Here is a 24,581-nt window from a genome sequence, read left to right as displayed (position 1 = left end):
GGCCGCACCGATCAGGAATCGAGAAGCACCGGTCCCGGGGTGCCGCTTAGCGTGAGGACATGAGCTTCGAAACAGTCACCCTCGAGGTGGCCGACCCCACGGCCGCCGCCCGTTTCTACTCCGACCTCGGCCTGGGCACGCGGATCGGCCTGCGCGCGTCGGACGCGCCGACGTCCGGCTTCCGCGGCTTCTCGCTGTCGGTCACGGTCTCCCAGCCGTCCGGTGTGGACGCCTTCGTCGGCGCCGCCCTGGACGCCGGCGCCACGGCGCTGAAGCCCGCGACGAAGTCCTTCTGGGGCTACGGGGGTGTCGTCCGGGCGCCCGACGGGGCCGTCTGGAAGATCGCCACCTCGTCGAAGAAGGACACCGGCCCGCTCACCCGGGAGATCGAGCAGCTCGTGCTCCTGCTGGGGGCCTCGGACGTCGCCGAGAGCAAGCGGTTCTACGTGGAGCACGGCCTCACCGTGGCGAAGAGCTTCGGCCGCAAGTACGTCGAGTTCGCCACGTCGGGCCCGGTGAAGCTGGCCCTGTACGGCCGACGCGCCCTCGCCAAGGACGTCGGCGTCCCCGAGGAGGGCTCCGGGTCCCACCGTCTGGTGCTCGGCGGATCGGGCGCCTTCACCGACCCGGACGGCTTCGCCTGGGAGGCGGCCTCCCTGACGGCGGCGTCCTGAACCGCGCTCCCGCGGATGCCGGGAGGCGGGTGGGCTCAGGCCGGGGCCGCGGGCGGGGCGGGCGGGGACTGCCGGCTCCGGAGCCGGCCGCCCGCGGCCCGGCGTCGCCGCATCCACCGGAACGGCGACGCCGTACGCAGCGAGCCGGATGCCCTGCGGCGGGGTGTGCCGTCCGTCCGGCCCCCGTCGTCCGCCCCGGGGACGGCCTCGGGCGGCGCCCCGGGCAGTCCGCCCGGCACGGCGGACAGCTCCCGCACGCAGGCGTGCGCGTCCGGCCTGCTGTGCTCGTCCGGATCCGTCATGGCCTCCAGCAGGCCGGTGAGAGCGGGCGGGAGGCCCGCCGGGATGACCGGGGGCCGGTGCAGCCGCGCGACGGCGGCCGCCAACGGCACACCGCCGTACTCCAGTTCGCCCTTCAGCGATTCGAGGAGCACCAGGCCGAGGCTGTACACGTCCGCGGCGGGCCCCGCCTCGTGGCCCAGCACCTGCTCCGGTGCCATGTAGGCGGCCGTGCCCAGCAGGACGCCCGCGGCGGTCCGGGCGTCGCTGCCGCGCAGCCGGGAGATGCCGAAGTCCGTCAGGTACGGGACCCCGGTCTCCTCCAGGAGGATGTTCGACGGCTTGACGTCGCGGTGCACGATCCCGGCCGCGTGGACGTGGGCCAGCGCCGACGCCAGCGCGGCTCCGGTCCGTGCGACCTCGGCCGGCGTCAGCGGGGCCGCGGCGATGCGCCGGCTCAGCGTCGTCCCGCGCACGAGCTGCATGACCAGATAGGGCCGCCCGTCCTCCAGACCGCGGTCGTAGGCGGTGACCAGCCCGGGGTGCCGCAGCAGGGCCAGCAGGCGGCCCTCGTCGGCGCAGCGCTCCTCCGTCGGCGCCTCGCCGTCCGGGTGGAAGACCTTCATCGCCACGGGTCGCCGCAGGCGCAGGTCGAGCGCCTCGTACACCTCGGCGGCGCCGCCGCGGCCGATCAGGTCGTCGAGCCGGTAGCGGCCGGCGACCACATGGGCGGTGAGCCGGAGATCCCCTCGGGCGGCCCACGGGCGGACCTTCATCTGCGCTCCCTCCCGTGATCTCCCGCTTCCCGCCCGCTCACGCGTCCGGGCAGCGGGCCGGTGCCCGCCGTCGCGAGTTCGGACCTCGCCTACCCCCTCCGTCCCCGGACATCCTCCACGGCACCTCGTCCTCCCGTCACGGGGCGCCGCTCAGGGCCTCCATGGTGGGCGCGCGCACCCCGGCCCACAGAACTATGGTGTCCCACCACATACGCCTGTGACCTGCGTCTTCCTACGGTGTGGCGACACGGAAACGTCCCCGCCAACTGTCCGGAAGTGGTGTTCATGGCCGCCCCCGCATCCGCTCCACCAGCGCCGAACTCGCTCAAGCGCATCGTCGCCGCGAGCCTCATCGGCACCACCATCGAGTGGTACGACTTCTTCCTCTACGGCTCAGCCGCCGCTCTGGTCTTCAACAAGCTCTTCTTCCCGGACTCGGACCCGCTCGTCGGCACCCTGCTGTCCTTCCTGACCTATGCGGTGGGCTTCGCCGCCCGGCCCCTCGGCGCACTGGTCTTCGGCCACTACGGCGACCGGCTCGGCCGCAAGAAGCTCCTGGTGCTCAGCCTGCTGATGATGGGCGGCGCGACCTTCGCCATCGGACTGCTGCCCACCCACGCGGCGATCGGCTCCATGGCACCCGTCCTGCTGACCGTGCTGCGGCTGGTGCAGGGCTTCGCCCTCGGCGGCGAGTGGGGCGGGGCGGTGCTCCTCGTCTCCGAGCACGGCGACGCCAAGCGGCGCGGCTTCTGGGCCTCCTGGCCCCAGACGGGCGCCCCGGCCGGGCAGTTGCTCGCCACCGGTGTGCTCTCCGCGCTGACCGCCCTGCTCTCGGAGTCCGCGTTCCTCTCGTGGGGCTGGCGCATCCCCTTCCTGCTGTCCGGCGTGCTCGTGATCGTCGGTCTGTGGATCCGCCTCTCCGTCGACGAGTCCCCCGTCTTCAAGGCGGCCCTGGCACAGGCCGAGCAGCGCAAGGCGGAGGCCGGGAAGATCGAGAAGATGCCGCTGGTCGCGGTGCTGCGCCACCACTGGCGCGATGTGCTCATCGCGATGGGCGCCCGGATGGCCGAGAACATCAGCTACTACGTGATCACGGCCTTCATCCTCGTCTACGCCACGACCGCGGTGGACCTGAGCAAGCAGACCGCGCTGAACGCCGTGCTCATCGGATCCGCCGTCCACTTCGTGACGATCCCGCTCTGGGGCGCGCTGTCGGACCGGATCGGCCGCCGGCCCGTGTATCTGATCGGCGCGGTCGGCGTCGGCGCCTGGATGTTCCCGTTCTTCATGCTCATCGACCAGGCGTCGTTCGGATCGCTGCTGCTCGCCGTGACCGTCGGCCTGGTGCTGCACGGCGCCATGTACGCCCCGCAGGCGGCCTTCTTCTCGGAGATGTTCGCGACCCGGATGCGGTACTCGGGCGCTTCGATCGGCGCGCAGTTCTCCTCGGTCGCCGCCGGGGCGCCCGCGCCGCTGATCGCGACGGCGCTGCTGGCCGACTACGACTCGTCCACCCCGATCGCGCTGTACGTGATCGCCGCGGCGCTGCTGACGGTGGTGGCCATCGTCTGCGCCAAGGAGACCCGCGACCGGGACCTCAACGACGTGGAGCCCGGCGCGGAGCCGGCCGCGGACCGGATCCCGGCCCAGGCCGACGCCGCCCGCACCCTCTGAACCCGACCGCGCACGCCCGAAGAGGCGCGGGACCTCCCAGGTCCCGCGCCTCTTCGCGTGCCCGGCGACCGGGCCCGGCGCGGAGGCGCCCGGTCGGGCCCGGTACGGAGGGGGAGGCGTGCCCGGTCGGGCCCGGTACGGAGGCGCCCGGTCGGGCGCGGCGCGGAGGCGCCCGGAGCGGAGAGGCAGCGCCCCCGGACAGGGCACGCGGTGCGGAGGTGCCCGGTGACCGGGCCCGGCCCGCACGGGGCGGCGCGCCCGGACAGGGCGCGCGGGTGCGGGCGGGCAGGGCGCGCGGGTGCGGGCGCGCGGGTGCGGGCGCGCGGGTGCGGGCGCGCGGGTGCGGGCGCGCGGGTGCGGGCGCGCGGGTGCGGGCGCGCGGGTGCGGGCGGGCAGGCGGGCGCACGGAGCCCCGGGCGCGCGCGTCGGCGTCCCGGGCCCCGGGTCACTCCTCGGCGACCGCCGCGGACATGCCGTGCAGGCGCAGCGCGAGCTGGATCTCCAGGGCCCGCCCCGGGGACTGCCAGTCGGGGCCGAGCAGCCGGCCGATGCGCTCCAGCCGCTGGGCGACGGTGTTCACATGGACGTGCAGGTCGTCCTTGGTGCGGGCGGGGCTCATGCCGCTGGCGAAGTACGCGGCCATGGTGCCGACCAGGTCCGTGCCCCGGCGCCGGTCGTAGGCGACGACCTCGCCGATCGTGCGGTGCACGAAACCGTCGATGTCGCCCGGGTCGGCGAGCAGCAGTCCGAGGAAGCCGAGGTCCTGGGCGGCGGCGCCCTGGCCGGCCCGGCCCAGCAGACGCAGGGCGTCCAGACAGCGGCCGGCCTGTTCGTAGGCGGCGGCCACCGGTGTGGGATCGCCGGCGGGCGAGGCCACGGGCGACGAGGCGCCCACCGTGACGGGCTCGCGCAGGGTGCCGCCGAGCTGGCGGGCCGTCCGGCGGGCGAGCGCGGCCGGGGTGTCGTCCGCCCCCAGCGGCAGCAGCAGCACCGTGCCGCCGTCGCGGGCGGCGGCGAGCCCGGCGCCGGTGGCGGCCAGGTGGGAGGCGGCCGACCACAGACGCCGCCGGTCCGCGCTCTCCCGCGCGGCGGACGCCGGGCCCGCGCCGGAGCCCGGGCCCTCGATGCGGGCGGCGAGGACGACATGGGGCGTGTCCAGGTCGGCGCCGAGACGGGCCGCGCGCTCCCGCAGCAGCCGCGGGTCGCGGTCCGGCGCGTCGAGCAGGTCGTCGAGCAGCTCGCCGCGCACCCGGCGCTCGGCGTCGTGGGCGGAGCGGCGGGCGAGCAGCAGGAGCGAGGTCACCATGGCGGCCCGCTCCAGAGTGCGCTGGTCGACCGGGTCGAGGGCGGGGTGGCCGTGCAGGACGAGGGCCCCGAAGACCTCCCCGCCCGCGGACACCTCGGCGATCCAGTCGTCGCGGTGGCGGACGGCGTGCCCGTCGGTCCCGGCGTGCCGGGGCGCGTCCTCGGTGAACTCCACGGTGCCGCCGAGTATCTCGGACAGCGCGGCGGCCACGTCGTCGACCCCGCCGCCGCGCAGCACCAGCTCGGTGAGGCGGTCGTGCACGTCGGAGGCGCGCTCGATCACCCCGCTGTGGTCCTGGATGATCTCGTTCGCCCGCTCCAGTTCGGCGAGGGCGGAGCGGGTCTCGGCGAGCAGGTTGGCCGTGTCGATGGCGACGGCGGCGTGCGCGGCGAAGGAGGCCATCAGCGCGACCTGCTCGCGCTCGAACACGCGGGCCCTGCGGTCGGCGGCGAAGAGCACGCCGATCACCTGGCTGCCCAGCATCAGCGGTACGCCGAGGATGGCGACGAGCCCCTCGTCCTTGACGGCCGCGTCGATGGTCCCGGTGTGCTCGAAGCGGGCGTCCTCGAAGTAGCTGTCGGTCACGTAGGGGCGGGCCGTCTGGGCGACGAGACCGCCCAGGCCCTCCCCCATGCCCAGGCGCACCTGCTGGAAGCGGGCCGAGACGGACCCCTCCGTCACCCGCATGTAGGTGTCGCCGGCGACCGTGTCGTTGAGGCTGAGGTAGGCCACCTCGGTGCCGAGCAGCGAGCGCGCGCGCTGCACGATGGCGCGCAGCACCGCGTCGAGGTCGCGCAGCCCCGCGAGGTCGTGCGCGGTCTCGAAGAGCGCGGACAGCTCGGCCTCCCGCCGCCTGCGCCCCTCCAGCTCGGCGCGGACGCGCAGCGCGAGCTGCTTGGCGTGCTCCATGGCGGCGAGTGTCTCGGCGTCGGCGCCGTGGGCCCGCGCCATCAGCACGGGCCGGTCGTACGCCTCCGCGGCGGCGCCACGGGCGAGGAGCTCCAGGTAGGCGGCTTGGTCCAGGGACATGGGGACAGGATTACCCGTCACCGGTGCCCCGGCGCCAGCCCTGTGGAAAACTCCGCCCCTGGCCCCCGGGGCGGGCGGCCCCGGCGGCGTCCGGCCGGCCCCGGTCCGCTCGCCGGCGGGGCCGTCAGGTGTCAGTGCGCGGTCCATCCGCCGTCGAGCGCCACGGAGGTGCCGGTGATGAAGGACGCCTGCGGGCTGCACAGGTACAGCACCGCCTCGGCGACCTCGTCGGGCTCGATGAGCCTCTTGATCGCGGAGTCCTTGAGCAGGACGTCGGTGAGCACCCGCTCCTCGGGCAGGTCGTGGGCGGCCGCCTGGTCGGCGAGCTGCTTCTCCACCAGCGGGGTGCGCACATAGCCCGGGTTGACGCAGACCGAGGTGACGCCGTGGGGCGCGCCTTCGAGGGCCGCGGTCTTGGAGAGTCCTTCGAGACCGTGTTTGGCCGCCACATAGGCGGACTTGAAGGCGGAGGCGCGCAGTCCGTGGACGGAGGAGATGTTGACGATCCGGCCCCATCCCTGGGCGTACATGTGCGGCAGGGCTCCCCTGATCAGCCGGAACGGGGCCTCCAGCATCACCGTGAGCACGGTGTGGAACACGTCCGGGGGGAAGTCCTCGATGGGGCGGACCAGTTGCAGCCCCGCGTTGTTGACCAGGATGTCGGCGCCCGCGGCGACGGCCTCGGCGGCGTCGAGGTCGGTCAGGTCGAGCACCTCCGGCTCCACCGCGCCGGCCAGCGCCCCGGCCCCCTCCGCCAGGGCGGCCAGCCCGGCGGCGTCCCGGTCCACGGCTCTCACCTTGGCGCCCGCGGCGGCGAGCCGGAGCGCGCAGGCGCGGCCGATGCCGCCCGCGGCGCCGGTGACCACGGCGGTGCGCCCGCCGAGGTCGAGCGAGACGGAGTGACCGGCGGTGTCCGGCGCGGCGGCGGACGCGGGGACCGGTGCGGGACCTGATGTGGAGGGCGGGGTCATGTTCCGCACCCTAGGCAGTGATCAACCCCCGACCGATGTGGTCAGCGCCCATACTTCACTGCCGAGTGGTGGGCTGGAACCATGCCGGTCCCTCGTTCATCGCCTGCTTGATCCGGAACAGGGCGAACTCCTGGAGTTCCGGCAGCGCGTCCACCGCGAACCAGCCGACGTCGAGGGACTCCTCGTCGTTGACCCGTGCCTCGCCGCCCACCGCACGGCAGCGGAAGGTGATGTCCATGTACTGGCAGATGTCGCCGTTGGGATACGTCACCGGCCGGGGCAGCGCCTGCACGAGGACGACCCGGTCGGCGACGCAGTGGACGGCGGTCTCCTCGTACACCTCGCGCTCGGCCGTGGACGCGGGCTCCTCGCCGGGCTCGCAGATGCCGCCGACGACGGACCACAGCCCGGTGTCCGCGCGCCGCCCGAGCAGCACACGGCCCTCGTCGTCGAAGACGACGGCGCTGACCCCGGGCAGGTAGAGGAGCTGGTGGCCGGCCAGGGCCCGGATGTCGCGGATGTATTCAGGGGTGCCCATGCCCCGACCCTAACCGGCCGCGCCCGCGCCCCGTCCCGAAGACGGCCGCGACGCTCAGGAGGCCTCCGCGGCGCCTGCCGCGCGCCGCCGCCGGTCGCGCACCGCGTCCGCCGCTGCCTTGCCCAGGGCGCCCGCGGCGAGCAGCAGCAGCGCCGCCTCGGGCAGCACGCCCAGCCGGGTCGCCGGCGTCTGCGAGGAGCGCAGCGGCACCTCGGCGACGAGCGCGTCCGGCGTGAACATCGCGGTCTCCCGCACGATCCGCCCGTCGGGCATGATCACCGCGCTGACCCCGCTGGTCACCGGGACCACCACCGACCTGCTGTGCTCCACCGCCCGCACCCGGGACATGGCGAGCTGCTGGTAGGTCATCTCGCTGCGCCCGAAGGTGGCGTTGTTGCTGGGGACGGAGATCATCTGCGCGCCGTGGGTCACGGTGTCCCGGGCGGCGTCGTCGAAGGCCGCCTCGAAGCAGGTCACCAGGCCGACCCGGGTGCCGGCGAGGTCGAAGACGCCGACCTCGTCGCCCGGTCCGAAGTCGCGGCGGACCCGGTCCACGTCGGAGTTGAAGATCCGCACGAACGACCGCATCGGGATGTACTCGCCGAACGGCTGCACATGGCGCTTGTCGTAGGTGTCCACCGGCCCCCGGCCGGGCTCCCACTCGATCAGAGTGTTGCGCAGCGGCCCGGTGTCCGGGGTGAGGACGGCGCCGACGACGGTCGGGACGCCGATCGCGTCGACGGCCCGGTCGATCACGAGCCGGGCGTCGGCGTTGCGGTAGGGGTCGAGGTCGGAGGAGTTCTCCGGCCACAGCACGAAGTCGGGGCGCGGCTCCCGTCCGGCGGCCACGTCGGCGGCGAGCTGCTCGGTGCGCCGTGCGTGGTTGTCGAGGACGGCACGCCGCTGGGCGTTGAAGTCCAGGCCGAGGCGGGGCACGTTGCCCTGGATCGCGGCCACGGTCGCGGTCCCGTCCTCGGCGGAGTCGTCCACGAGCGGGCGGGCCGCGAGGGCCCCGGCGAGCGGGAGCAGGAGGGAGAGCAGGGCCACCGCGGCGGCGGCCCTCGGCAGCGTGCCGGTACGCCGGAAGGCGACCGCCCGGCGCAGCGTCTCGTACAGCCCGAAGCCGCACAGCGCGACGGCGAAGCCGAGCAGCGGGGTGCCGCCGGCGGCGGCGAGCGGCAGGAAGACGCCGTCGGCCTGTCCGAAGGCGATCTTGCCCCAGGGGAAGCCCCCGAACGGCACCCGGGCGCGGGCGGCCTCGCCGGCGATCCACAGGGCCGCGCCCCACAGCGGCCAGCCGGGCAGCCGGGACACGGCGGAGATGCCGGTGCAGGCCGCGGCGACGAACAGCGCCTCGGCGAAGGCGAGGGCCAGCCACGGGACGGGGCCGACCTCCTCCCCGGTCCACACCAGCAGCGGCAGCATGAAGCCGAGGCCGGTGAGGAGACCGAGGCCCAGCGCCGCCCGCGTCCGGCGCCCGCGCAGGGTCCAGCCGAGCAGGGCGAAGGCGGGGACCGCGAGCCACCACAGCGGCCGCGGCGGGAAGCTCAGGAAGAGCAGCACCCCCGACAGGGCCGCTGCGGCGGGCCGCGCGAACCGGCCGGCCAGGGACCGGGCGGCGCCGGAGGCGGGCCGGGGGGAGTCGACGGGGGCGATGGTGGTGCTCACCTGCCGGAGTCTACGGCGGGACGCTGTGCGCACAGCGGGCGGTCGGCCCCCGGGACCGCGGTGCGGAGCCGGAGGTCCGGTCGGCGGACCGGACCGGGTGCAGGCGGGGTCAGGTCAGCGGACCGGACCGGGCCGAACCGGGACGCGGGCGGGGTCAGGTCAGGTCAGGTCAGCGGACCGGGCCGGGCCGGTGTGCGGGCGGGGTCAGGTCAGCGGACCGGGCCGGTGTGCGGGCGCGGTCAGGCCGGCGGGACCGGGCCGTCAGGTCAGCGGGACCGAACCGGAGTGCAGGCGGCGGATGCGGTCGCGGATCACGCGCACCGCGAGCTCCGCGTCGTCCACGGTGACGGTGAAGGTCTTGCCGTCACCCAGCGTCACCACCAGGCCCTCGCCCCGGCGCACCACCACGGCGGTCCCGCGCTCGGGGCGCCAGCGGCATCCCCAGCCGCCCCACTGGCGGGGGGTCACCTTGGGGTCGAACTCCGCGGCGACCACCTGGTCGAGCGGAATGCGCCGGCGCGGCAGTCCCATGTGACCGCAGCGCACCTCGACCGCCTCGCGGTCGACGGTGACCTCGACGTGCACGAAGGCGAGCGTGCCGTAGAGCATCATCAGGCCGGCGGCCACACAGCCGACGACGGCCATCCCGAGGGCGGCGACGCCCGTGGTCCAGTTGCCGTCGACGGCGAGCTTGATGCCCAGCGCCAGGCAGGCGGCGCCGGCCGCCGCGAGCACCCACTGCATGCGGTTGGTCGCGCGGCCGGTCCAGGTCTCGGGCAGGGGCTCTGCGGCGGAGGACCCCATGTGACGGAGATGGTGCCTCATGTTGTGGAGGGTACCCAGGAAGCCCCCGGGGAGCATCGTCCGCCCGTGACGGACCGTAGTTCCGCCAGCGGTCCCGGGGTGCGCCGGGTCGGCAACCGGGCGACCCGGGCCCACGGCGGCGGGCGTCCCGCACCGCGGGCCCGGTCGGTGTCCGGAGCGCAGGGGCGCCGGCTTCTCGGAGCGCTCCGGGCGACCCGGGCCCACGGCGGCGGGCGTCCCGCACCGCGGGCCCTGTCGGTGTCCGGAGCGCAGGGGCGCCGGCTTCTCGGAGCGCGGGCCCGGCGGTTGTCCCTCGACCGCGGGGGCGGCGGTGGCTCAGAGCGCCGGGGCGGCGGCCCGCAGCAGACGGCCCTCGGCGTAGGCGAGCGCGGCGGGCGGCAGGACGGACTCCCGGCCGCTGAGCAGGACGGTGATGCGCCCGGTGGGCTCGGCGTCCGGGGCGGTGGGGATGCCGCTGCGGCGCAGGGCCTGGGCGGCGACGGCGTCCGCCGAGCCGTGGAAGACGGGTGCGGGCTTGTCGCCGGCGGGGGCGACGGCGGCGCGGATGCGTTCGGCGACGAGTTCGTAGTGGGTGCAGCCGAGGACGAGGGCGCCGAGCCCGGACGGCGTCAGGGCCGCGGCGGCGGCCACGGCCCGGGCGACGGCGTCCTCGTCGGCGTGCTGCACGGCGTCCGCGAGTCCGGGGCACGGCACCTCGGTGACGTCGACGCCGTGGGCGAAGTCCTCGATCAGGCCGCGCTGGTAGGGGCTGCCGGTGGTCGCCGGGGTCGCCCAGATGGCGACCGGGCCGCCGGCGGCGCTCGCCGGCTTGATCGCGGGGACGGTGCCGATGACGGGGAGCCCGGGCTCCAGCTCCGCACGGAGGGCGGGGAGCGCGTGCACGGAGGCGGTGTTGCAGGCGACGATCAGCGCGTCGGGCCGCCGGGCGGCGGCGGCACGCGCCACCACCAGGGCCCGCTCGGTGAGATCCTCCGGCGTGCGGGGACCCCAGGGCATGCCGTCGGGGTCGGAGGAGAGGACGAGATCCGCGTCCGGCCTCAGGCGTCGTACCGCGGCGGCGGCGGGCAGCAGTCCGATTCCGGAGTCCATGAGCGCGATCTTCACCCGGTCACCATAGTCGACCACCGCCCGGCGGCTGCCGGTGTGGGGCAGACTGCGGCGAATGAGCGCTCTTGCCTGGATTGCGACGGCATCCCTGGTCACCTGGTGTTTCCTGCTGTTCGGCCGGGGCTTCTACTGGCGCACCGACCAGCGGCTGCCCGGGTACGGGGAGCCGGCCCGGTGGCCGGACGTGGTGGTCGTGGTGCCGGCGCGCGACGAGGCGGAGGTCCTCGCGCTGAGCCTGCCGTCCCTGCTGCGGCAGGACTACCCGGGGCGGGCCGAGATCGTGCTCGTGGACGACAACAGCGGCGACGGGACGGGCGAGCTGGCGCGGTCGCTGGCCGCCCGGCACGGCGGGCTGCCGCTGACGGTGTCGGCGCCCGGCGAACCGGAGCCGGGCTGGACGGGCAAGCTGTGGGCGCTGCGGCACGGGATCGCCCTGGCCGGGGCGCGGGACCCGGAGTTCCTGCTGCTCACGGACGCCGACATCGCCCACCAGCCGGACAGCCTGCGCGCCCTGGTCGCCGCGGCCGGTCCGGCCGGGCAGGCGCCGCGCCGCGGGCACGGCGGCGACGCCTACGACATGGTCTCGCTGATGGCGCGGCTGCGGGTGGCGGGCGGCTGGGAGCGGCTGGTGGTCCCGGCCTTCGTGTACTTCTTCGCCCAGCTCTACCCGTTCCGCTGGATCAACGGATCCGCGCGGGGGACGGCGGCGGCGGCCGGCGGCTGTGTGCTGGTGCGGACGGAGGCGGCCCGGCGGGCGGGGGTGCCGGAGTCGATCCGGCAGGCGCTGATCGACGACGTCGCCCTGGCCCGCGCGGTCCGGCGGGAGGGCGGCCGGCTCTGGCTGGGGCTGGCGGACCGGGTGACGAGCGTCCGCCCGTACCCCCGGCTGCGGGACCTGTGGGCGATGGTCTCGCGCAGCGCGTACGCGCAGTTGCGGCACAGCCCGGTGCTGCTCGCCGGCACGGTCGCCGGGCTGCTGCTGGTGTACGTGGTGCCGCCGGTGGCGCTCGCGGCGGGGCTGCTGGGCGGCGATCCCGCGGCGGCCTGGGCCGGGGGGCTCGCCTGGGCCGTGATGGCGGGCACCTTCGGACCGGTGCTGCGCTACTACGGCGAGCCGCTGCGGATGGCGCCGCTGCTGCCGTTCACGGCGGTGCTGTACCTGCTGATGACCATCGACTCGGCGGTGCGGCACCACCGCGGCGCGGGCGCGGCCTGGAAGGGGCGGGTGTACACCCGCCCCGAGGCCGCGCCCGGGCGGCGCTGAGGGCCCGGGCGCCGGCCGGGCCCCGGGTCACTTCCTGCCGGGGGTCCAGTTCATGCCCCAGCCGTAGGCGTAGTCCACGGTGCGCTGGGGGCTGACGCCGCGTTCGGGCACCAGGAACCGGGCCTCGCGCTGGACGACGAGGTCGGAGCCGGTGTTGGTGATCAGCGCCAGGGCGCAGACCGTGGACGGGACGGTGCACTGGCCGAGCGAGAAGTCGATCGCGGCGCCGTGCTGCGGCTGCAGGGTGACGGTCGCGTCCAGGTCGGCGAAGCTGCGGGCGCCCTCGTAGATGGTCACGAAGATCAGCACCCGGCGCAGCGCGGCGGTGTGGTCGAGGTTGACGGTGAGGTTCTCGCCCGAGGTGCCGCCGGTGCGGTCGTCGCCGTCGAGGTGGATGTACGGGGGCTGGTCGAAGGCGCCGAAGGCGTTGCCGAGTGCCTGGACGACTCCCTTGCGGCCGTCGGTGAGTTCGTAGAGGGCGCACAGGTCGAGGTCGAGGTCGCCGTGCATGGCGACGGCGCGGCCGAGCTTGGCGCCCCAGCCCTGGAACTGCTTGCGCACCTGCCAGCTCAGGTTGACCCGCATCGCGCCCGAGGTGCCGCCCTGCTTGATGAGCGAGACGGCGGGCGCGTCCTTGGTGAGCGTGACCTTGGTGAGGCGGACCGGCGCGGCCGGCGCGGGGGCCGGCGCCGGCGGGGCGGGGGGCGCGGCCGGGACCGCGGGCCGGACCGGGGGAGCCGGCGGCGGCGGGGGCACCGCGGCGGCCGGTGCGGGCGCGGCCTGCTGGGGCTCGTCGACGGTGATGCCGAAGTCGGTGGCGAGGCCCTCCAGTCCGCTGCCGTAGCCCTGTCCGACGGCGCGGAACTTCCAGGCGCCCTGCCGCCGGTAGAGCTCGCCGAGCACGAACGCGGTCTCGACGGAGGCGTCCTGGCTGTCGTAGCGGGCCAGTTCGGCGCCGTTCGCGGCGTCGAGCACCCGGATGTGGAGGCCGGGCACCTGGCCGAAGGTGCCGCCGTCGGCGGAGGCGGCCAGCACGATGCGCTCGACGGCGCCCTCGACCCGGCCGAGGTCGACGGAGACGGTGTCGGTGCCGGCGCCCTTGCCCTCGTGGCGCACGGCGCCGGAGGCGTGGGCGGGCTGGTTGTAGAAGACGAAGTCCGCGTCGGAGCGGACCTTGCCGTCGGCGAGCAGCAGCGCCGAGGCGTCGATGTCGGGCACGCCCGGCCCCGGACGCCAGCCCAGTTCGATCCGGACCCGCTGTGCCGGTACCGGTGTATTGGCTCCCTTAAGCATCGTCATGCTCGCCCCCATCGCGGGTCCGTGGCCCCCGGGCTCGGCACGCCCGGAAGTCCCTTCGTCGTCACACTGTTCCGCATACGTCCCCCTCGTCGGGCCGACCCATCGGTAACCGTCTCTCAGCTTGCCCTTTACACGATCATGAGACGTAAAGGCGACCGTTTTTCCCTGATTCGCTCGAATTGGGGATCCACGGTCACTCAGAGCTGCTGAAACAACCCTCTTATCGGGCTCCCCAACCAGCACATCGTGGGCTTAACTTATGTGCCATGACCTCCCCCCGCGCCACCTATGGCGGCGGTTACTACTCCGCGCCGTCGTTCCCCGACACCCCGATCTACGACTCCCTGGTCGCGGAGCGGGGCACGCCTCAGATCGCCCCGATCCGAGTGCCCTCCGCGTACGACACCGGCAACAGCTACCTGCCGGCGCTCCCCGCGGCCCTGCCCGCCCTCCCGGCGGCACCCTCCCCTTCGACGCCCGCGTACGGCTACCCGCAGCCCGTGCAGCAGCCCGTGCCGCTGCAGCAGGCCCCGGCACCGTACATCCCGCAGCAGGCCGCGCCCCGCGGCTACCCGGGCACCCAGCAGCAGGGGTACCAGGGGTACCAGGGGCAGCAGCCGCCCCGGCCCGCCGGCGGCTACGAGGCGATGCGCCCCGCGGCCCGTCCGGCCCCGTCTCCGTACGAGGACCCCTACAACCGGCAGTACCAGGGCCGGGGATACTGACGCGGCCCTCCGTGCGGCCCGCCCCGTCGTCTTCCTGACGGGCCGTCACGGACGGTTCCACGGACGCGGCACGGCGGCGAGGTCCGGAGTGCGCACAGCGGTGCGCGCCGCTCCGGGCACCCGCCACGCGACCCGGAGCTCCGTCACCCCCGGTGACCGTCTCGGCACGTACCCCGGCGCGGGGGCACGGCCGCACGGCTCGCCGGGGGTCCACCTCGCACGCCCCCGCTCCCCGCGCCCCGGCCGGGAACCGTGAACGCCCGCGCGCGCGTTGGAGTACCCGGAGGGGGGTGACGCGTCGTGCGAGCAGCCGCAGGGATCCGGCGCTGGCGCCGCAATCCGCTGTGCCGTCCCACGGACATGGCCGAGGCGTGGCTCGCCCTCGTCGCCGTGCTGCTGTTCGTCACCGCGGCCCCGGCGGTCGGCTGGGTCACGGGCACGCTGACGGACGAGGCCCTGCGCGGCTCCGTCCGCCTCCAGCTCCAGCAGCGGCACCCGGTCACGGCACAGGTCACCGGACCGGCCCCCGCGGGCCCCGCCGGGTCCGGCGACGAGTCCACCGCGGCCGAGGAGCGCCGCCGGGTCCTCGCGACCTGGACGTCCCCCGACGGGCGGGTGCACACCGGCACGGTGACCACCTCGCTGCGCACGCCGCGCCCCGGCGACAGGTTCACCGTGTGGACGGACGCGTCGGGCCGCCGGGTGCCCCGCCCCATGGACCCTGCCACGGCGCGGCTGCACGCCGTCCTCGCGGGCACCGGCGCCTCGGCGCTCACCGCCCTGCTCGTGGAGTGCACCCGACGGATGGTCCTGTGGCGGTTGACGCGCCGCCGCCACGCCCGGCTGGACCGGGCCTGGGCGGCCACCGGTCCCGACTGGGGCAGAGCGGACGCGGGGAGCTGAGCCGCCGGATGCCGTCAACTCCCGCCCGCCGCGCGCGCTACGGTGGGGCGACCCCCTTCGGGGGTGCGGAGGGCGTCCTCGCGCAGGCGCCGCGGTGCACGGATCACGAGGTGGGGGCAGAGCAGCACGATGGCACAGGGCACGGTCCAGGTGACGCACACCGGCACATCGCGGTGGCGGCGCCGCACAGGTGAGTACGCCTCCCTCGCCGCCGCCCTGGAGGCGGCCGGCGACGGGGACGTCCTCACCGTCGCCCCCGGGACGTACCGCGAGAATCTGGTGCTCACCCGTGCGGTGACCCTGCGCGGCCCCGAAGGCTCGGCCGGCTCGGTGCGGATCGCGCCCGCCGACGGCGTCCCGCTCACGGTGCGCGCCTCGGCGACGGTGCTGGACCTGCACGTGGAGGGACAGGACTCGGCCGCCCCCGCCCTGCTGGTCGAGGACGGCACACCGGAGCTGTCCGACCTGAGGATCGTCACCCGCTCGGCCGCCGGCATCGAGGTGCGCGGCTCCGCCCGCCCCACGGTGCGCCGCTGCACCGTCGACAACCCGGCGGGCGTCGGGATCGCCGTACTGGACGGCGCGGGCGGCGTGTTCGAGGAGTGCGAGGTCGTCTCGGCCGGTCAGTCGGGCGTGTCGGTGCGCGGCGGGGCACACCCGCGGCTGGAGCGCTGCCGGGTGCACCACGCCTCGGGCGCCGGCCTGTCGGTGACGGGCGAGGGCAGCGGCCTGGAGGCCCTCGGCTGCGAGATCTACGAGATCAAGGGCACGGGGGTGCAGATCACCTCGCGCGCCGCGGCCCATCTGACGGACTCGTCGGTGCACCGCACCTCGTCCGACGGCGTCACCCTGGACACCGACGCCGTGCTGACGCTCTCCGACTGCGACATCCACGACATCCCGGAGAACGCGGTCGACCTGCGCTCCCGCTCGGTGCTCACCCTCACCCGGTCCACCGTGCGCCGGTTCGGCCGCAACGGCCTGTCGGTGTGGGACCCGGGCACCCGGGTCGACGCCAACCAGTGCGAGATCCACGACAGCACCGGCGACTACCCGGCCGTCTGGGTCAGCGACGGCGCGACGGCCGTGCTGGACGCCTGCCGGGTCCACGACGTGCCGGACGCGATCTTCGTCCTCGACCGCGGCTCCCGCGCCGACGTCGTCGACAGCGATCTCACCCAGGTCCGCAACACCGCCGTCTCGGTGAGCGACGGCGCGACCGCGCAGCTCGACGACTGCCGCATCCGCGAGGTGTCCACCGGCGCCTGGTTCCGCGACCACGGGAGCGGCGGCACGCTGGCCAACTGCACCGTCGACGGCGCCCAGACGGGCGTGATCGTGACCAAGGGCGCCGATCCGCTGATCGAGCGCTGCACGGTCAGCGGCCCGGCCGAGGCCGGCTTCTACGTGTCGGCCGAGGGCCGGGGCACGTTCCGCGGCTGCCGGGTCACGGGCAGCGGCGGCTACGGCTTCCATGTGATGGACGGCTGCCGCACCACGCTGACCCGTTGCCGCACCGAGCGCTGCGCGCGCGGCGGCTACGAGTTCGGCGAGGACGACGGCCCGCTGGTGGAGGAGTGCACCAGCGACGAGAGCGGCACCCTGCGCCCCGGCGCGGAGCGGGTGTCCGCGGTGCAGAGCGTCCCGGCCTCCCCCGGGCTGCTCACCGCCGTCCCGGTGCAGAGCCCGGCCGTCCCCGCGGCGCCCGCCGCCGCCCCGGTCCCCGCCCCGGCACCGGTCCGCGGGCCGGACGACGTGCTGGGCGAGCTGGACGCCCTGGTGGGGCTGGAGAGCGTCAAGCGCGAGGTCCGCACCCTGACCAACATGATCGAGGTGGGCCGGCGGCGGCAGGAGGCCGGGCTCAAGGCCGCGTCCGTGCGCCGCCACCTGGTCTTCACCGGCTCCCCCGGCACCGGCAAGACCACGGTGGCCCGGCTGTACGGCGAGATCCTCGCCTCGCTCGGGGTGCTGGAACGCGGCCACCTCGTGGAGGTCTCCCGGGTGGACCTGGTCGGCGAGCACATCGGCTCGACGGCCATCCGCACCCAGGAGGCGTTCGAACGGGCCCGCGGCGGCGTGCTGTTCATCGACGAGGCGTACGCGCTGTCCCCGGAGGACTCCGGCCGGGACTTCGGCAAGGAGGCCATCGACACCCTGGTGAAGCTGATGGAGGACCACCGGGACGCGGTCGTGGTGATCGTCGCCGGGTACACGGCGGAGATGGAGCGGTTCCTCACCGTCAACCCCGGTGTGGCCTCGCGCTTCTCACGGACCATCACCTTCCAGGACTACGCGGCGGAGGAACTGCTGCGGATCGTCGGCCAGCAGGCGGAGGAGCACGAGTACCGGCTGTCCGAGGGCACGGCGGAGGCCCTGCTGAAGTACTTCGGCGCGCTCCCGAAGGGGCCCGCCTTCGGCAACGGCCGTACCGCGCGCCAGACCTTCGAGTCGATGGTGGAGCGGCACGCGGTACGGGTGGCGGCGCTGCCGGAGCTGAGCACCGACGATCTGACCCTGCTCTACTCCGAGGACCTGCCCGAGCTGCCCTGAGCCTTGGGCCGCACCTGCCGGGGCACCGCCGGGGCGAGCCGGGCGAGGAGCTGGGCGCGCTCCTCGGCGAACGCCGGATCGGCCTGGTAGTCGGAGTGCCCGAGGATCGGTTCGGGCAGCGGGTACCGGGCCGAACGGCCGTACACCACCGGGTCCTTGAGGGCCGCGCGGTCGACGTCGGGATGGCGTCCCTCGCCCGGGATCATCAGCGGTCCGCCGATCGGGTCGGTCTGCCGCCACAGGTTGCGCCAGCAGTCGATGTCGCCGCGCAGGTCCCGCAGCGCGGCCGCCCCGAAGTATGCCGGGAACCAGCGGCCGTACAGGCGCTCCAGCGGCGAGCCGTAGGTCAGCAGCGCCACCCGGCGGCGGGTGGCGGCCGGGAGCTGCCAGACCGCCGACGCGGCCAGCACACTGCCCTGCGAATGGCCGGAGATGACGAGCCGTCCCCCGGTGCCGGCCGTCCAGGTGCAGATCCGCCAGGTGAGGTCCGGGACGGCGCGCTCGGCGTAGCAGGGCGGGGCGAACGGGTGGGCGGCGCGCGGCCAGTAGGTGCCCACGTCCCACAGGATCCCGATGGTGCGCCGCGCGGAGGCGTCCCGGTAGGCGCGGCGGCCCAGGGTGACGAACAGTATGAAGCCGAAGCCGACGAGCCAGGAGCCGAGCGCCTGCGCGGTGTCCGCGAACGACTCCAGGAGGGGGCCGGCCCCGGCGAACGCCCGGCCCGGCACCTCACCGGTGATCCAGGCTCCGGCGACGGCACCGGCGCCGAGCAGCAGCGTGGCGCCGGCGAGCACGCCGACCAGGACGGGGGCGGCGTCCGTGAGCCGGGCGCGGGCGCGGGTGCCGGCGATGCGCCGGGTGCGCACCTCGTCGGGCCGGTCCTCCCCGTACTCCGCCTCCACGACGGGCGCGAGCCGGCGCGCGGCGCGGCAGGTCCGCGCCACCAGGAACAGCGCGGGCAGCAGCAGGAGGACCAGCAGCACGGGGATGACGGACGCCTGCCAGCTCAGCAGCACGGGCGGTCCGGCGATGGTGGAGTGCCCGCCCATGCCGGGGGTGCCGGGGCCGTCGAGCCAGTCGCCCACCCGCTGGGCCACCCCGCCGGTCATCACGCCGCCCAGGGCGCAGGCGAGCATCGCGACGGCCGGTCCGCCGAGCCCCCGCAGCGCCGCGCGCGGATGCCGGGCCCGCCGGTGCAGCACCGCGGCCACCACGGCGAGCGCGACGACCAGGGCGCCCTGCGCCAGGGTGATCGCGCGGAAGGCGGCCGCCTCGCCGGGGAGCGTGGCCGAGGAGACCCAGCCGGGCCGGGACCAGCAGGCGTAGAGGACGCCCAGCCCGAGCAGGCCCAGCGAGACGCCGGGCAGCAGGCGCACGGCGACGCGGTCGGCGCGGGCGTCGGCCCGCCGCTCGCTGCGTCCGCGGCGCAGCACGACCCACACCACGGCGCCGGCGGCGAGGACGAGGGCCGCCGCCAGCACCGCGCCGAGGGCGGTGAGCAGGGTGTGTCCGGCCTCGCGGTCGTGGCGGGCGGCGGGGACGGTGACCGCGGCGGCGACGGTCAGGAAGCCGGCCGCGGTGTGCGCGGCGCGCAGCCGGGCGACCAGCCGGCGCCCGTACCAGAAGCCGGGCCTGCCGAGCGCGGGCCGCACGGCGGGCGCCCGCTCCTGCTCCGGGTCCCGGCCGTCCCCGCCGTCCCGTCCGCCGGAGAGGTCGCCCGCGGTGGGCTCGCCGGCCGGGGGCTGACTGCTCGGGAGCTCACTGCCCGGGGGCTCGCAGCCGGGGGCGGTCCGGGCGGCGGGCACGGGGGCGCCCGCCTCCTCGTCGAGGTCGTCGTCCGCGTCGTCGGGCGGGAAGCCCGCCTCGCCGGTCGGGGGCCGCTGCGACTCGTACGCGCTCCAGGTCCGGTTGGAGAGGTACCAGAGGAGGGCGACGAGCGCGGTGGGCACCGCCGCGGCGAGGGCCAGGCGGCGGCCCGGCTGCGACCACCAGCCGCCCCGGTCGGCCGAGAGGAAGCCGAGCCAGGCCCGCTCCCCCGCGCACCCGGCCGAGCCCGCGCACTGCCAGGCGACCAGGTCCAGGGCGACCGCGCAGGCCGCGGCGGTGAGCAGCACGGTGAGGCTGAGCGCGATCAGCCGCACCAGCACCCCGTAGAGCCGGGTGGTGCGCCGGCTGCCGCGGGCGCGCGGGCGCATCCAGTGCGCGAGGTTGGCGATCATGAACGGCAGGAGCAGCAGCCACAGGGCCCGGGCGCCGTTGCCCGAGGTGAGGTTGGACCAGACGTACGCCTCGGGAACGGGCCGGTCGGTGTACCGCTCGGGCTGCTGCTCGGCCTCGGCGTCGTCGGTGCGGCGGTACACCGCCGCCTTGGTGTCGCCCGTGATCCGCACCGTGCGCGGATCGCCGAGCATCTCCTCGGGAGTGGCGCCGCCGACGCCGTGGACGAGCAGTTCCAGGGCGGGACCTTCGCCGTACGGTGCCGGGTGGGCAGGGGTCACGGGCGCGGCTCGCTTTCCGTTCGGCGGCGGGACTCGGTGCGGCGTTGCGTGCACCAGAATCCCGGATCCGGGCCGGACACCGCACGGATCTCACCGAATCTCCCCGCCTCGGGGCGGCCGAAGGTTCGTGCGAGGATGGGGCACTTGTCAGCGGACGCGGTGCCTCAGGCCACGGTGTCGACACGGAAGGAGCCGGCCCGACGGTGACCGACAACCAGAATCTCCTGGCGGAGCAGCGCCGCGCCCTGATCCTCGACGAGGTCCGGCGGCGTGGCGGCGTACGCGTCAACGAGCTCACCCGCCGGCTCGGTGTCTCCGACATGACGGTGCGCCGGGACCTGGACGCGCTGGCGCGGCTCGGTGTGGTGGAGAAGGTGCACGGCGGGGCCGTGCCGGTCGTCGAGGCGAGTACCCACGAGCCGGGGTTCGAGGCCAAGTCGGCGCTGGAGCTGACCGCCAAGGAGGACATCGCGCGGGCGGCGGCGCGCTTCGCGGTCCCCGGCAGCGCGATCGCCCTGTCCGGCGGCACCACCACGTACGCGCTGGCCCACCATCTGCTGGAGGTGCCGGACCTGACGGTCGTGACCAACTCCCTGCGGGTCGCCGACGTCTTCCACGCGGCGCAGCACCCGGGCGGTGCCGCTCCCCGGCCGGGCGCGGCCACCGTGGTGCTGACGGGCGGGGTGCGCACCCCGTCGGACGCCCTGGTCGGCCCGGTGGCCGACCGGACGATCCGCGCGCTCCACTTCGACGTGCTCTTCATCGGGGTGCACGGGATCTCGGTGGAGGCCGGTCTGTCGACGCCCAACCTGGCGGAGGCCGAGACCAACCGGCGTCTGGTGGACGCCGCCCGCCGGGTCGTGGTGGTCGCCGACCACACCAAGTGGGGCACCGTGGGGCTGAGTTCGTTCGCCGGGCTGTCCGACGTGGACACCCTGGTCACGGATGCCGGGCTGCCGCCGGACGCGCGCGCCGAGGCGGCCGAGCACCTCCCCACCCTGGTCGTCGCCGGGGAACGGGCCTCGGACGGGGACACCGGGCAGGCCGGACAGGCCGGACAGGCCGCGGCGGCCGCGGACGGGGAGGGCTGAGCCGGTGGCCGTCTTCCGGATCGGGCGCACGACGGGACTGCCCGCCGCCGAGTGCTGGCGGCGTGTGACGGACTGGCCGGCGCACTCCGCCGGGGTGCCCCTGACCTCGGTGTCGGTGACGACGCCCGGGCCGGTGGGCGCGGGCACGGTGTTCGTGGCGCGCACGGGCGCGGGCCGGGCGGGGTTCGACGATCCGATGGAGATCGTCCGCTGGGAGCCCCCCGCGCCGGACCGGGCCGGGGTGTGCCGGCTGGAGAAGCGCGGCCGGGTGGTGACCGGCTGGGCGGAGATCGAGGTGCACCCCGGCGCCGCCGGCTCGGTGGTGCTGTGGACGGAGGAGCTGCGGGTGCGCGGGCTGCCCCGCGCCCTGGACCCGCTGCTGACGCGCGCGGGGCGGATCGTGTTCGGCCGCGCGCTCGACGGGCTGCTCTCCGGCCGGGCGGGCGGATAGCACCCGCCCGGCGGTCCGGGGCGGCAGCCCGGGCAGTTCGGCAGCGGGCCCGATTCAGGTCAGCGGCCCGGCATCACCGCTCTCAGCAGGGCCACTCCCCCGTGTCGAGGAACGTCTCGATCGCCGTGATGTACGGCCGGATCTCCAGCCCCTGTCCGGCGAGCCAGGCGTCCGAGTAGTACTTGTCGAGGTAGCGGTCGCCCGGGTCGCAGATCAGGGTGACGACGCTGCCCCGCTCCCCCTTGCCGAGCATCTCGGCGACGATCTTCAGCGCGCTCCACAGCCCGGTGCCCGTCGATCCGCCCGCGCGGCGCCCGATGGCCTTCTCCAGCGCCCGGACGGCGGCGATGCTGGCGGCGTCGGGGACCTTCATCATCCGGTCGATGGCGCCCGGCACGAAGCTGGGCTCCATCCGGGGGCGCCCGATGCCCTCGATGCGCGAGCCGCAGTCGCTGCCGGCGTGCGGGTCGCCGTGCGTCCAGCCGTCGAAGAAGCAGGAGTTCTCCGGGTCGGGGACGCAGATCCGGGTGTCGTACTGCATGTAGTGGACGTAGCGCGCGATGGTGGCCGACGTGCCGCCGGTGCCCGCGGTCGCCACGATCCACGCGGGCTCGGGGTAACGCTCCAGGCGCAGTTGCTGGTAGACGGACTCGGCGATGTTGTTGTTGCCGCGCCAGTCGGTGGCGCGCTCCGCGTAGGTGAACTGGTCCATGTAGTGGCCGCCGGTGCGCTCGGCCAGCAGCGCGGACTCCTCGTACATCCCGCGCGGGTCGTCGACGAAGTGGCACTGCCCGCCGTGGAATTCGATCAGCCGGATCTTCTCGGGGCTGGTGGTGCGCGGCATGACGGCGACGAAGGGAACGCCGATCAGCTTGGCGAAGTACGCCTCGGAGACGGCGGTGGAGCCGCTGGACGCCTCGATGACCGGCTTGCCCGGCCGGATCCACCCGTTGCACAGGCCGTACAGGAACAGCGAGCGCGCCAGGCGGTGCTTGAGGCTGCCCGTCGGGTGGGTGGACTCGTCCTTGAGGTAGAGGTCGATGCCCCAGTCGTCGGGGAGCGGGAAGCGCAGCAGATGCGTGTCGGCCGAGCGGTTGGCGTCCGCCTGCACCTTGCGGACGGCTTCTTTCAGCCAGCTCCGGTACCGGGCGTCGCTGCGGTCGACGTCCACGGTGGCGACGGGGCGCCCCGCGTCCGCCTCTCTCACCCGTTCGGCGGATGCGTGGTGCGGTCCGGGTGCGGTCACCGGATTCTCACTCGTGCTCATCTGTGCCGTTCCTTGCCTGTGCCACCAGAGGTCCCCTACGGCCCCCACAGCCAACAGTAAGCCCCTCACCTGGGCAAACGTTCGCTTTGGGGATCCATAGGCAGGGCTTGTGGCCGATGTCCGCCAGGCATACTGGCGCTCGGGGGTCCGCATGTGCAGACTTCCACCAGGATCGCTGTGAGGGGGGCGGACACCATGTCGACCGCTGAGCCTGATTTCAGTGCCACGGGCGTGCGCATCGAGCGCTGGCCGCGGTCGCTGACCCGTGCCGGACAGGTGCGCATCAAGGACGGCCGGCTGGCCCTGATGACCAGTTACGGCCGCATCATCGACAGCGCGCCGGTGCGCGCGGTCACCGCCGGCAGACCGTGGTTCGCCGGCGACGACAGCACGGTGGCGACGGTGAACGGCCGCCGCTACCGCCTGACGATGGGCCAGCGGGGCCGCAGGCCCGACGCGAAGCTGCTCGCGGGCCGTTTCCTCGACGCCGTGCGCGGGGCGGGCGGCGGCAAGGACTGAGGCGGGCGGCACGCCGTCCGCGGGTTGCGGCCCACCCGGCAGTGGTTCACGCTGGTTCCACATCACTCAGGGTTCACCGGCGGTCACGCTGAGATCCAGCCCCGCCGGCCTGTTTCAGCAGGCGGCCGACTGCTGGATCTCTTGTCTCGTCTTCTTCCGGACTATTTCGGGGAGTCGCAGCCGTGATCAGCCAGCCCAGCAGGCACTGCACGGTGGAGCTCCAGGCCCTGCCGTCGCGGATCGGTCAGGTCCGCAGAATCATTTCTGCGCAACTGCGCTACTGGCATCTCGATCCTCTGATCGACCATGCCGCCCTCGGTGTCACCGAGTTGCTGACCAATGTCCACCGGCACGCGTCGCCGGACAAGAGATGCACCGTGGACGTCGAGCTGCTGCTCGACCGCCTCACGGTCTCCGTCCAGGACCACGACCCGCGCCTGCCGACCGTCTTCGACGCGGACGCGTCCTCGACCCATGGGCGCGGTCTCGCCCTGATCGCCGCCGTCAGCGAGAGCTGGGGCGTGCGGCCGCGGGGCGAGGCGGGGAAGGTCGTCTGGTTCACCCTGCCGGCCGATCCGCCGGTGGTGTCCCTGTCCGCCTACCCCGCCGTGTACGGGGCGACCACGACCGGGCCGCTGACGAAGCTGCCCGAGGTGGTCGTCGAGAGAGCATCGACCGCCAGGTCGGCCGTCGCGGGCTGACCCTGCGGAAAAGGGGGGCGGCGGGCCGGACACCTTCCGGCCCGCCGCCCCCTTTTCCGGGCCCACCGGGCGTCCGTCGTGACGGACCGCCCGCGAGCCGGCTCACACGGTCGCCCCGGGGCGGTCCGTCGCACGGTCGCCCCGGGGCGGTCCGTCACCCGGCGCCCCGGGAGCGGTCGAACTGTTCGCCGAGGACGGAGAGCCTGCGCCAGTACTCCTCCTCGTCGATCTCGCCCGCGGCGAACCGGCGGCCGAGCAGGGCGATCGGCGAGCTCTCCGGGACGGCGGGACGCCCTCCCCGCCACGGCGGCCGCCCGCCCCGCAGCACACCGGTGCGGCGCAGCAGGGTGACGGCGCCGACCACCACGGCGGCCCAGACCAGGGGGAAGAACAGGACCCACGGGCCGGGCCCGTCGAAAGCAAGCGTGTTCATGGCGGTTCAGCTCCTCGGTGCTGCGCGGTACGC

21 protein-coding genes are annotated in these 24,581 nt (G+C 75.1%); 10 read left to right on the top strand and 11 right to left on the bottom strand.

Annotated features, from left to right (window positions below; genetic code table 11):
* The first annotated feature begins 59 nt into the window (after positions 1 to 59).
* Positions 60 to 674 carry a VOC family protein gene (locus JE024_RS31195; protein ID WP_205377250.1) on the top strand — a complete coding sequence of 205 codons (615 nt, stop codon included), beginning with the start codon at positions 60 to 62 and terminating at the stop codon, positions 672 to 674.
* Positions 675 to 709: 35 nt separating this feature from the next.
* Here the strand turns inward: JE024_RS31195 and JE024_RS31190 are convergent, their stop codons facing one another.
* Positions 710 to 1,729, bottom strand: coding sequence for a serine/threonine-protein kinase (locus JE024_RS31190; protein ID WP_205377249.1), 1,020 nt, complete (start codon positions 1,727 to 1,729; stop codon positions 710 to 712).
* 285 nt (positions 1,730 to 2,014) lie between these two features.
* Between JE024_RS31190 and JE024_RS31185 the strand changes: the two genes are divergently transcribed.
* Complete coding sequence (locus JE024_RS31185; RefSeq protein WP_205377248.1) at positions 2,015 to 3,403, top strand: MFS transporter; 1,389 nt, start codon at positions 2,015 to 2,017, stop codon at positions 3,401 to 3,403.
* A gap of 445 nt (positions 3,404 to 3,848) precedes the next feature.
* Here JE024_RS31185 and JE024_RS31180 read toward each other — a convergent pair whose 3' ends face one another.
* The 6 genes from JE024_RS31180 to JE024_RS31155 all read right to left on the bottom strand — a co-directional run bounded on the left by JE024_RS31180 (position 3,849) and on the right by JE024_RS31155 (position 10,844).
* The gene (locus JE024_RS31180) at positions 3,849 to 5,738 is read right to left on the bottom strand and encodes a helix-turn-helix domain-containing protein (RefSeq protein ID WP_205377247.1); all 1,890 of its coding nucleotides are present in this window, start codon (positions 5,736 to 5,738) and stop codon (positions 3,849 to 3,851) included.
* Between the two features lie 131 nt (positions 5,739 to 5,869).
* Positions 5,870 to 6,709 carry a 3-hydroxybutyrate dehydrogenase gene (locus JE024_RS31175; RefSeq protein WP_205377246.1) on the bottom strand — a complete coding sequence of 280 codons (840 nt, stop codon included), beginning with the start codon at positions 6,707 to 6,709 and terminating at the stop codon, positions 5,870 to 5,872.
* A gap of 55 nt (positions 6,710 to 6,764) precedes the next feature.
* Entirely contained in the window at positions 6,765 to 7,247 is a 483-nt protein-coding gene (locus tag JE024_RS31170) for an NUDIX hydrolase (protein WP_205377245.1), read from the bottom strand.
* A gap of 54 nt (positions 7,248 to 7,301) precedes the next feature.
* Complete coding sequence (lnt, locus tag JE024_RS31165; RefSeq protein WP_205377244.1) at positions 7,302 to 8,915, bottom strand: apolipoprotein N-acyltransferase; 1,614 nt, start codon at positions 8,913 to 8,915, stop codon at positions 7,302 to 7,304.
* Positions 8,916 to 9,176: 261 nt separating this feature from the next.
* Positions 9,177 to 9,740: a hypothetical protein gene (locus JE024_RS31160; RefSeq protein WP_205377243.1), complete on the bottom strand. Its 564-nt coding sequence runs from the start codon at positions 9,738 to 9,740 to the stop codon at positions 9,177 to 9,179.
* 315 nt (positions 9,741 to 10,055) lie between these two features.
* On the bottom strand, positions 10,056 to 10,844 hold the full coding sequence (locus JE024_RS31155; RefSeq protein WP_205377242.1) for a glutamate racemase: 789 nt from the start codon (positions 10,842 to 10,844) through the stop codon (positions 10,056 to 10,058).
* A gap of 58 nt (positions 10,845 to 10,902) precedes the next feature.
* Here JE024_RS31155 and JE024_RS31150 point away from each other — a divergent pair, with 58 nt between their 5' ends.
* The gene (locus JE024_RS31150) at positions 10,903 to 12,111 is read left to right on the top strand and encodes a glycosyltransferase (protein WP_205377241.1); all 1,209 of its coding nucleotides are present in this window, start codon (positions 10,903 to 10,905) and stop codon (positions 12,109 to 12,111) included.
* Positions 12,112 to 12,138: 27 nt separating this feature from the next.
* Here JE024_RS31150 and JE024_RS31145 read toward each other — a convergent pair whose 3' ends face one another.
* Positions 12,139 to 13,410, bottom strand: coding sequence for a TerD family protein (locus JE024_RS31145; protein ID WP_244883279.1), 1,272 nt, complete (start codon positions 13,408 to 13,410; stop codon positions 12,139 to 12,141).
* Between the two features lie 266 nt (positions 13,411 to 13,676).
* On the opposite strand from JE024_RS31145, the gene JE024_RS31140 reads away from it, so the two are divergent.
* The 3 genes from JE024_RS31140 to JE024_RS31130 all read left to right on the top strand — a co-directional run bounded on the left by JE024_RS31140 (position 13,677) and on the right by JE024_RS31130 (position 17,588).
* A complete protein-coding gene (locus JE024_RS31140) occupies positions 13,677 to 14,135 on the top strand; it encodes a DUF6643 family protein (RefSeq protein ID WP_205377239.1) in 459 nt (152 codons plus the stop codon).
* A gap of 300 nt (positions 14,136 to 14,435) precedes the next feature.
* Positions 14,436 to 15,038, top strand: a complete 603-nt coding sequence (locus tag JE024_RS31135; protein WP_205377238.1) for an Rv1733c family protein — start codon at positions 14,436 to 14,438, stop codon at positions 15,036 to 15,038.
* A 129-nt stretch (positions 15,039 to 15,167) separates the two neighbouring features.
* On the top strand, positions 15,168 to 17,588 hold the full coding sequence (locus JE024_RS31130; protein WP_205377237.1) for a right-handed parallel beta-helix repeat-containing protein: 2,421 nt from the start codon (positions 15,168 to 15,170) through the stop codon (positions 17,586 to 17,588).
* On the opposite strand, the gene JE024_RS31125 is transcribed toward JE024_RS31130, so the two are convergent.
* The gene (locus tag JE024_RS31125; RefSeq protein WP_205377236.1) at positions 17,558 to 20,086 is read right to left on the bottom strand and encodes a hypothetical protein; all 2,529 of its coding nucleotides are present in this window, start codon (positions 20,084 to 20,086) and stop codon (positions 17,558 to 17,560) included. The genes JE024_RS31130 and JE024_RS31125 overlap by 31 nt on opposite strands.
* A gap of 203 nt (positions 20,087 to 20,289) precedes the next feature.
* Here JE024_RS31125 and JE024_RS31120 point away from each other — a divergent pair, with 203 nt between their 5' ends.
* Positions 20,290 to 21,177 (top strand): DeoR/GlpR family DNA-binding transcription regulator, encoded by an 888-nt coding sequence (locus JE024_RS31120; protein ID WP_205377235.1) that lies wholly within the window; start codon positions 20,290 to 20,292, stop codon positions 21,175 to 21,177.
* 4 nt (positions 21,178 to 21,181) lie between these two features.
* Positions 21,182 to 21,628: an SRPBCC family protein gene (locus tag JE024_RS31115; protein ID WP_205377234.1), complete on the top strand. Its 447-nt coding sequence runs from the start codon at positions 21,182 to 21,184 to the stop codon at positions 21,626 to 21,628.
* An 82-nt stretch (positions 21,629 to 21,710) separates the two neighbouring features.
* Here the strand turns inward: JE024_RS31115 and JE024_RS31110 are convergent, their stop codons facing one another.
* Positions 21,711 to 22,895, bottom strand: a complete 1,185-nt coding sequence (locus JE024_RS31110; RefSeq protein WP_244883278.1) for a PLP-dependent cysteine synthase family protein — start codon at positions 22,893 to 22,895, stop codon at positions 21,711 to 21,713.
* A 195-nt stretch (positions 22,896 to 23,090) separates the two neighbouring features.
* Between JE024_RS31110 and JE024_RS31105 the strand changes: the two genes are divergently transcribed.
* A complete protein-coding gene (locus JE024_RS31105) occupies positions 23,091 to 23,414 on the top strand; it encodes a hypothetical protein (RefSeq protein WP_205377233.1) in 324 nt (107 codons plus the stop codon).
* A 182-nt stretch (positions 23,415 to 23,596) separates the two neighbouring features.
* Entirely contained in the window at positions 23,597 to 24,115 is a 519-nt protein-coding gene (locus JE024_RS31100; RefSeq protein WP_205377232.1) for an ATP-binding protein, read from the top strand.
* A gap of 154 nt (positions 24,116 to 24,269) precedes the next feature.
* Here JE024_RS31100 and JE024_RS31095 read toward each other — a convergent pair whose 3' ends face one another.
* Positions 24,270 to 24,548: an SHOCT domain-containing protein gene (locus tag JE024_RS31095; RefSeq protein ID WP_205377231.1), complete on the bottom strand. Its 279-nt coding sequence runs from the start codon at positions 24,546 to 24,548 to the stop codon at positions 24,270 to 24,272.
* Between the last annotated feature and the right edge of the window lie 33 nt (positions 24,549 to 24,581).

Source organism: Streptomyces zhihengii (genome assembly GCF_016919245.1).
Lineage (GTDB): Bacteria > Actinomycetota > Actinomycetes > Streptomycetales > Streptomycetaceae > Streptomyces > Streptomyces zhihengii.
The sequence above is the reverse complement of the archived record's forward strand: the minus strand, read 5'-3'. Positions and strand labels throughout refer to the sequence as shown.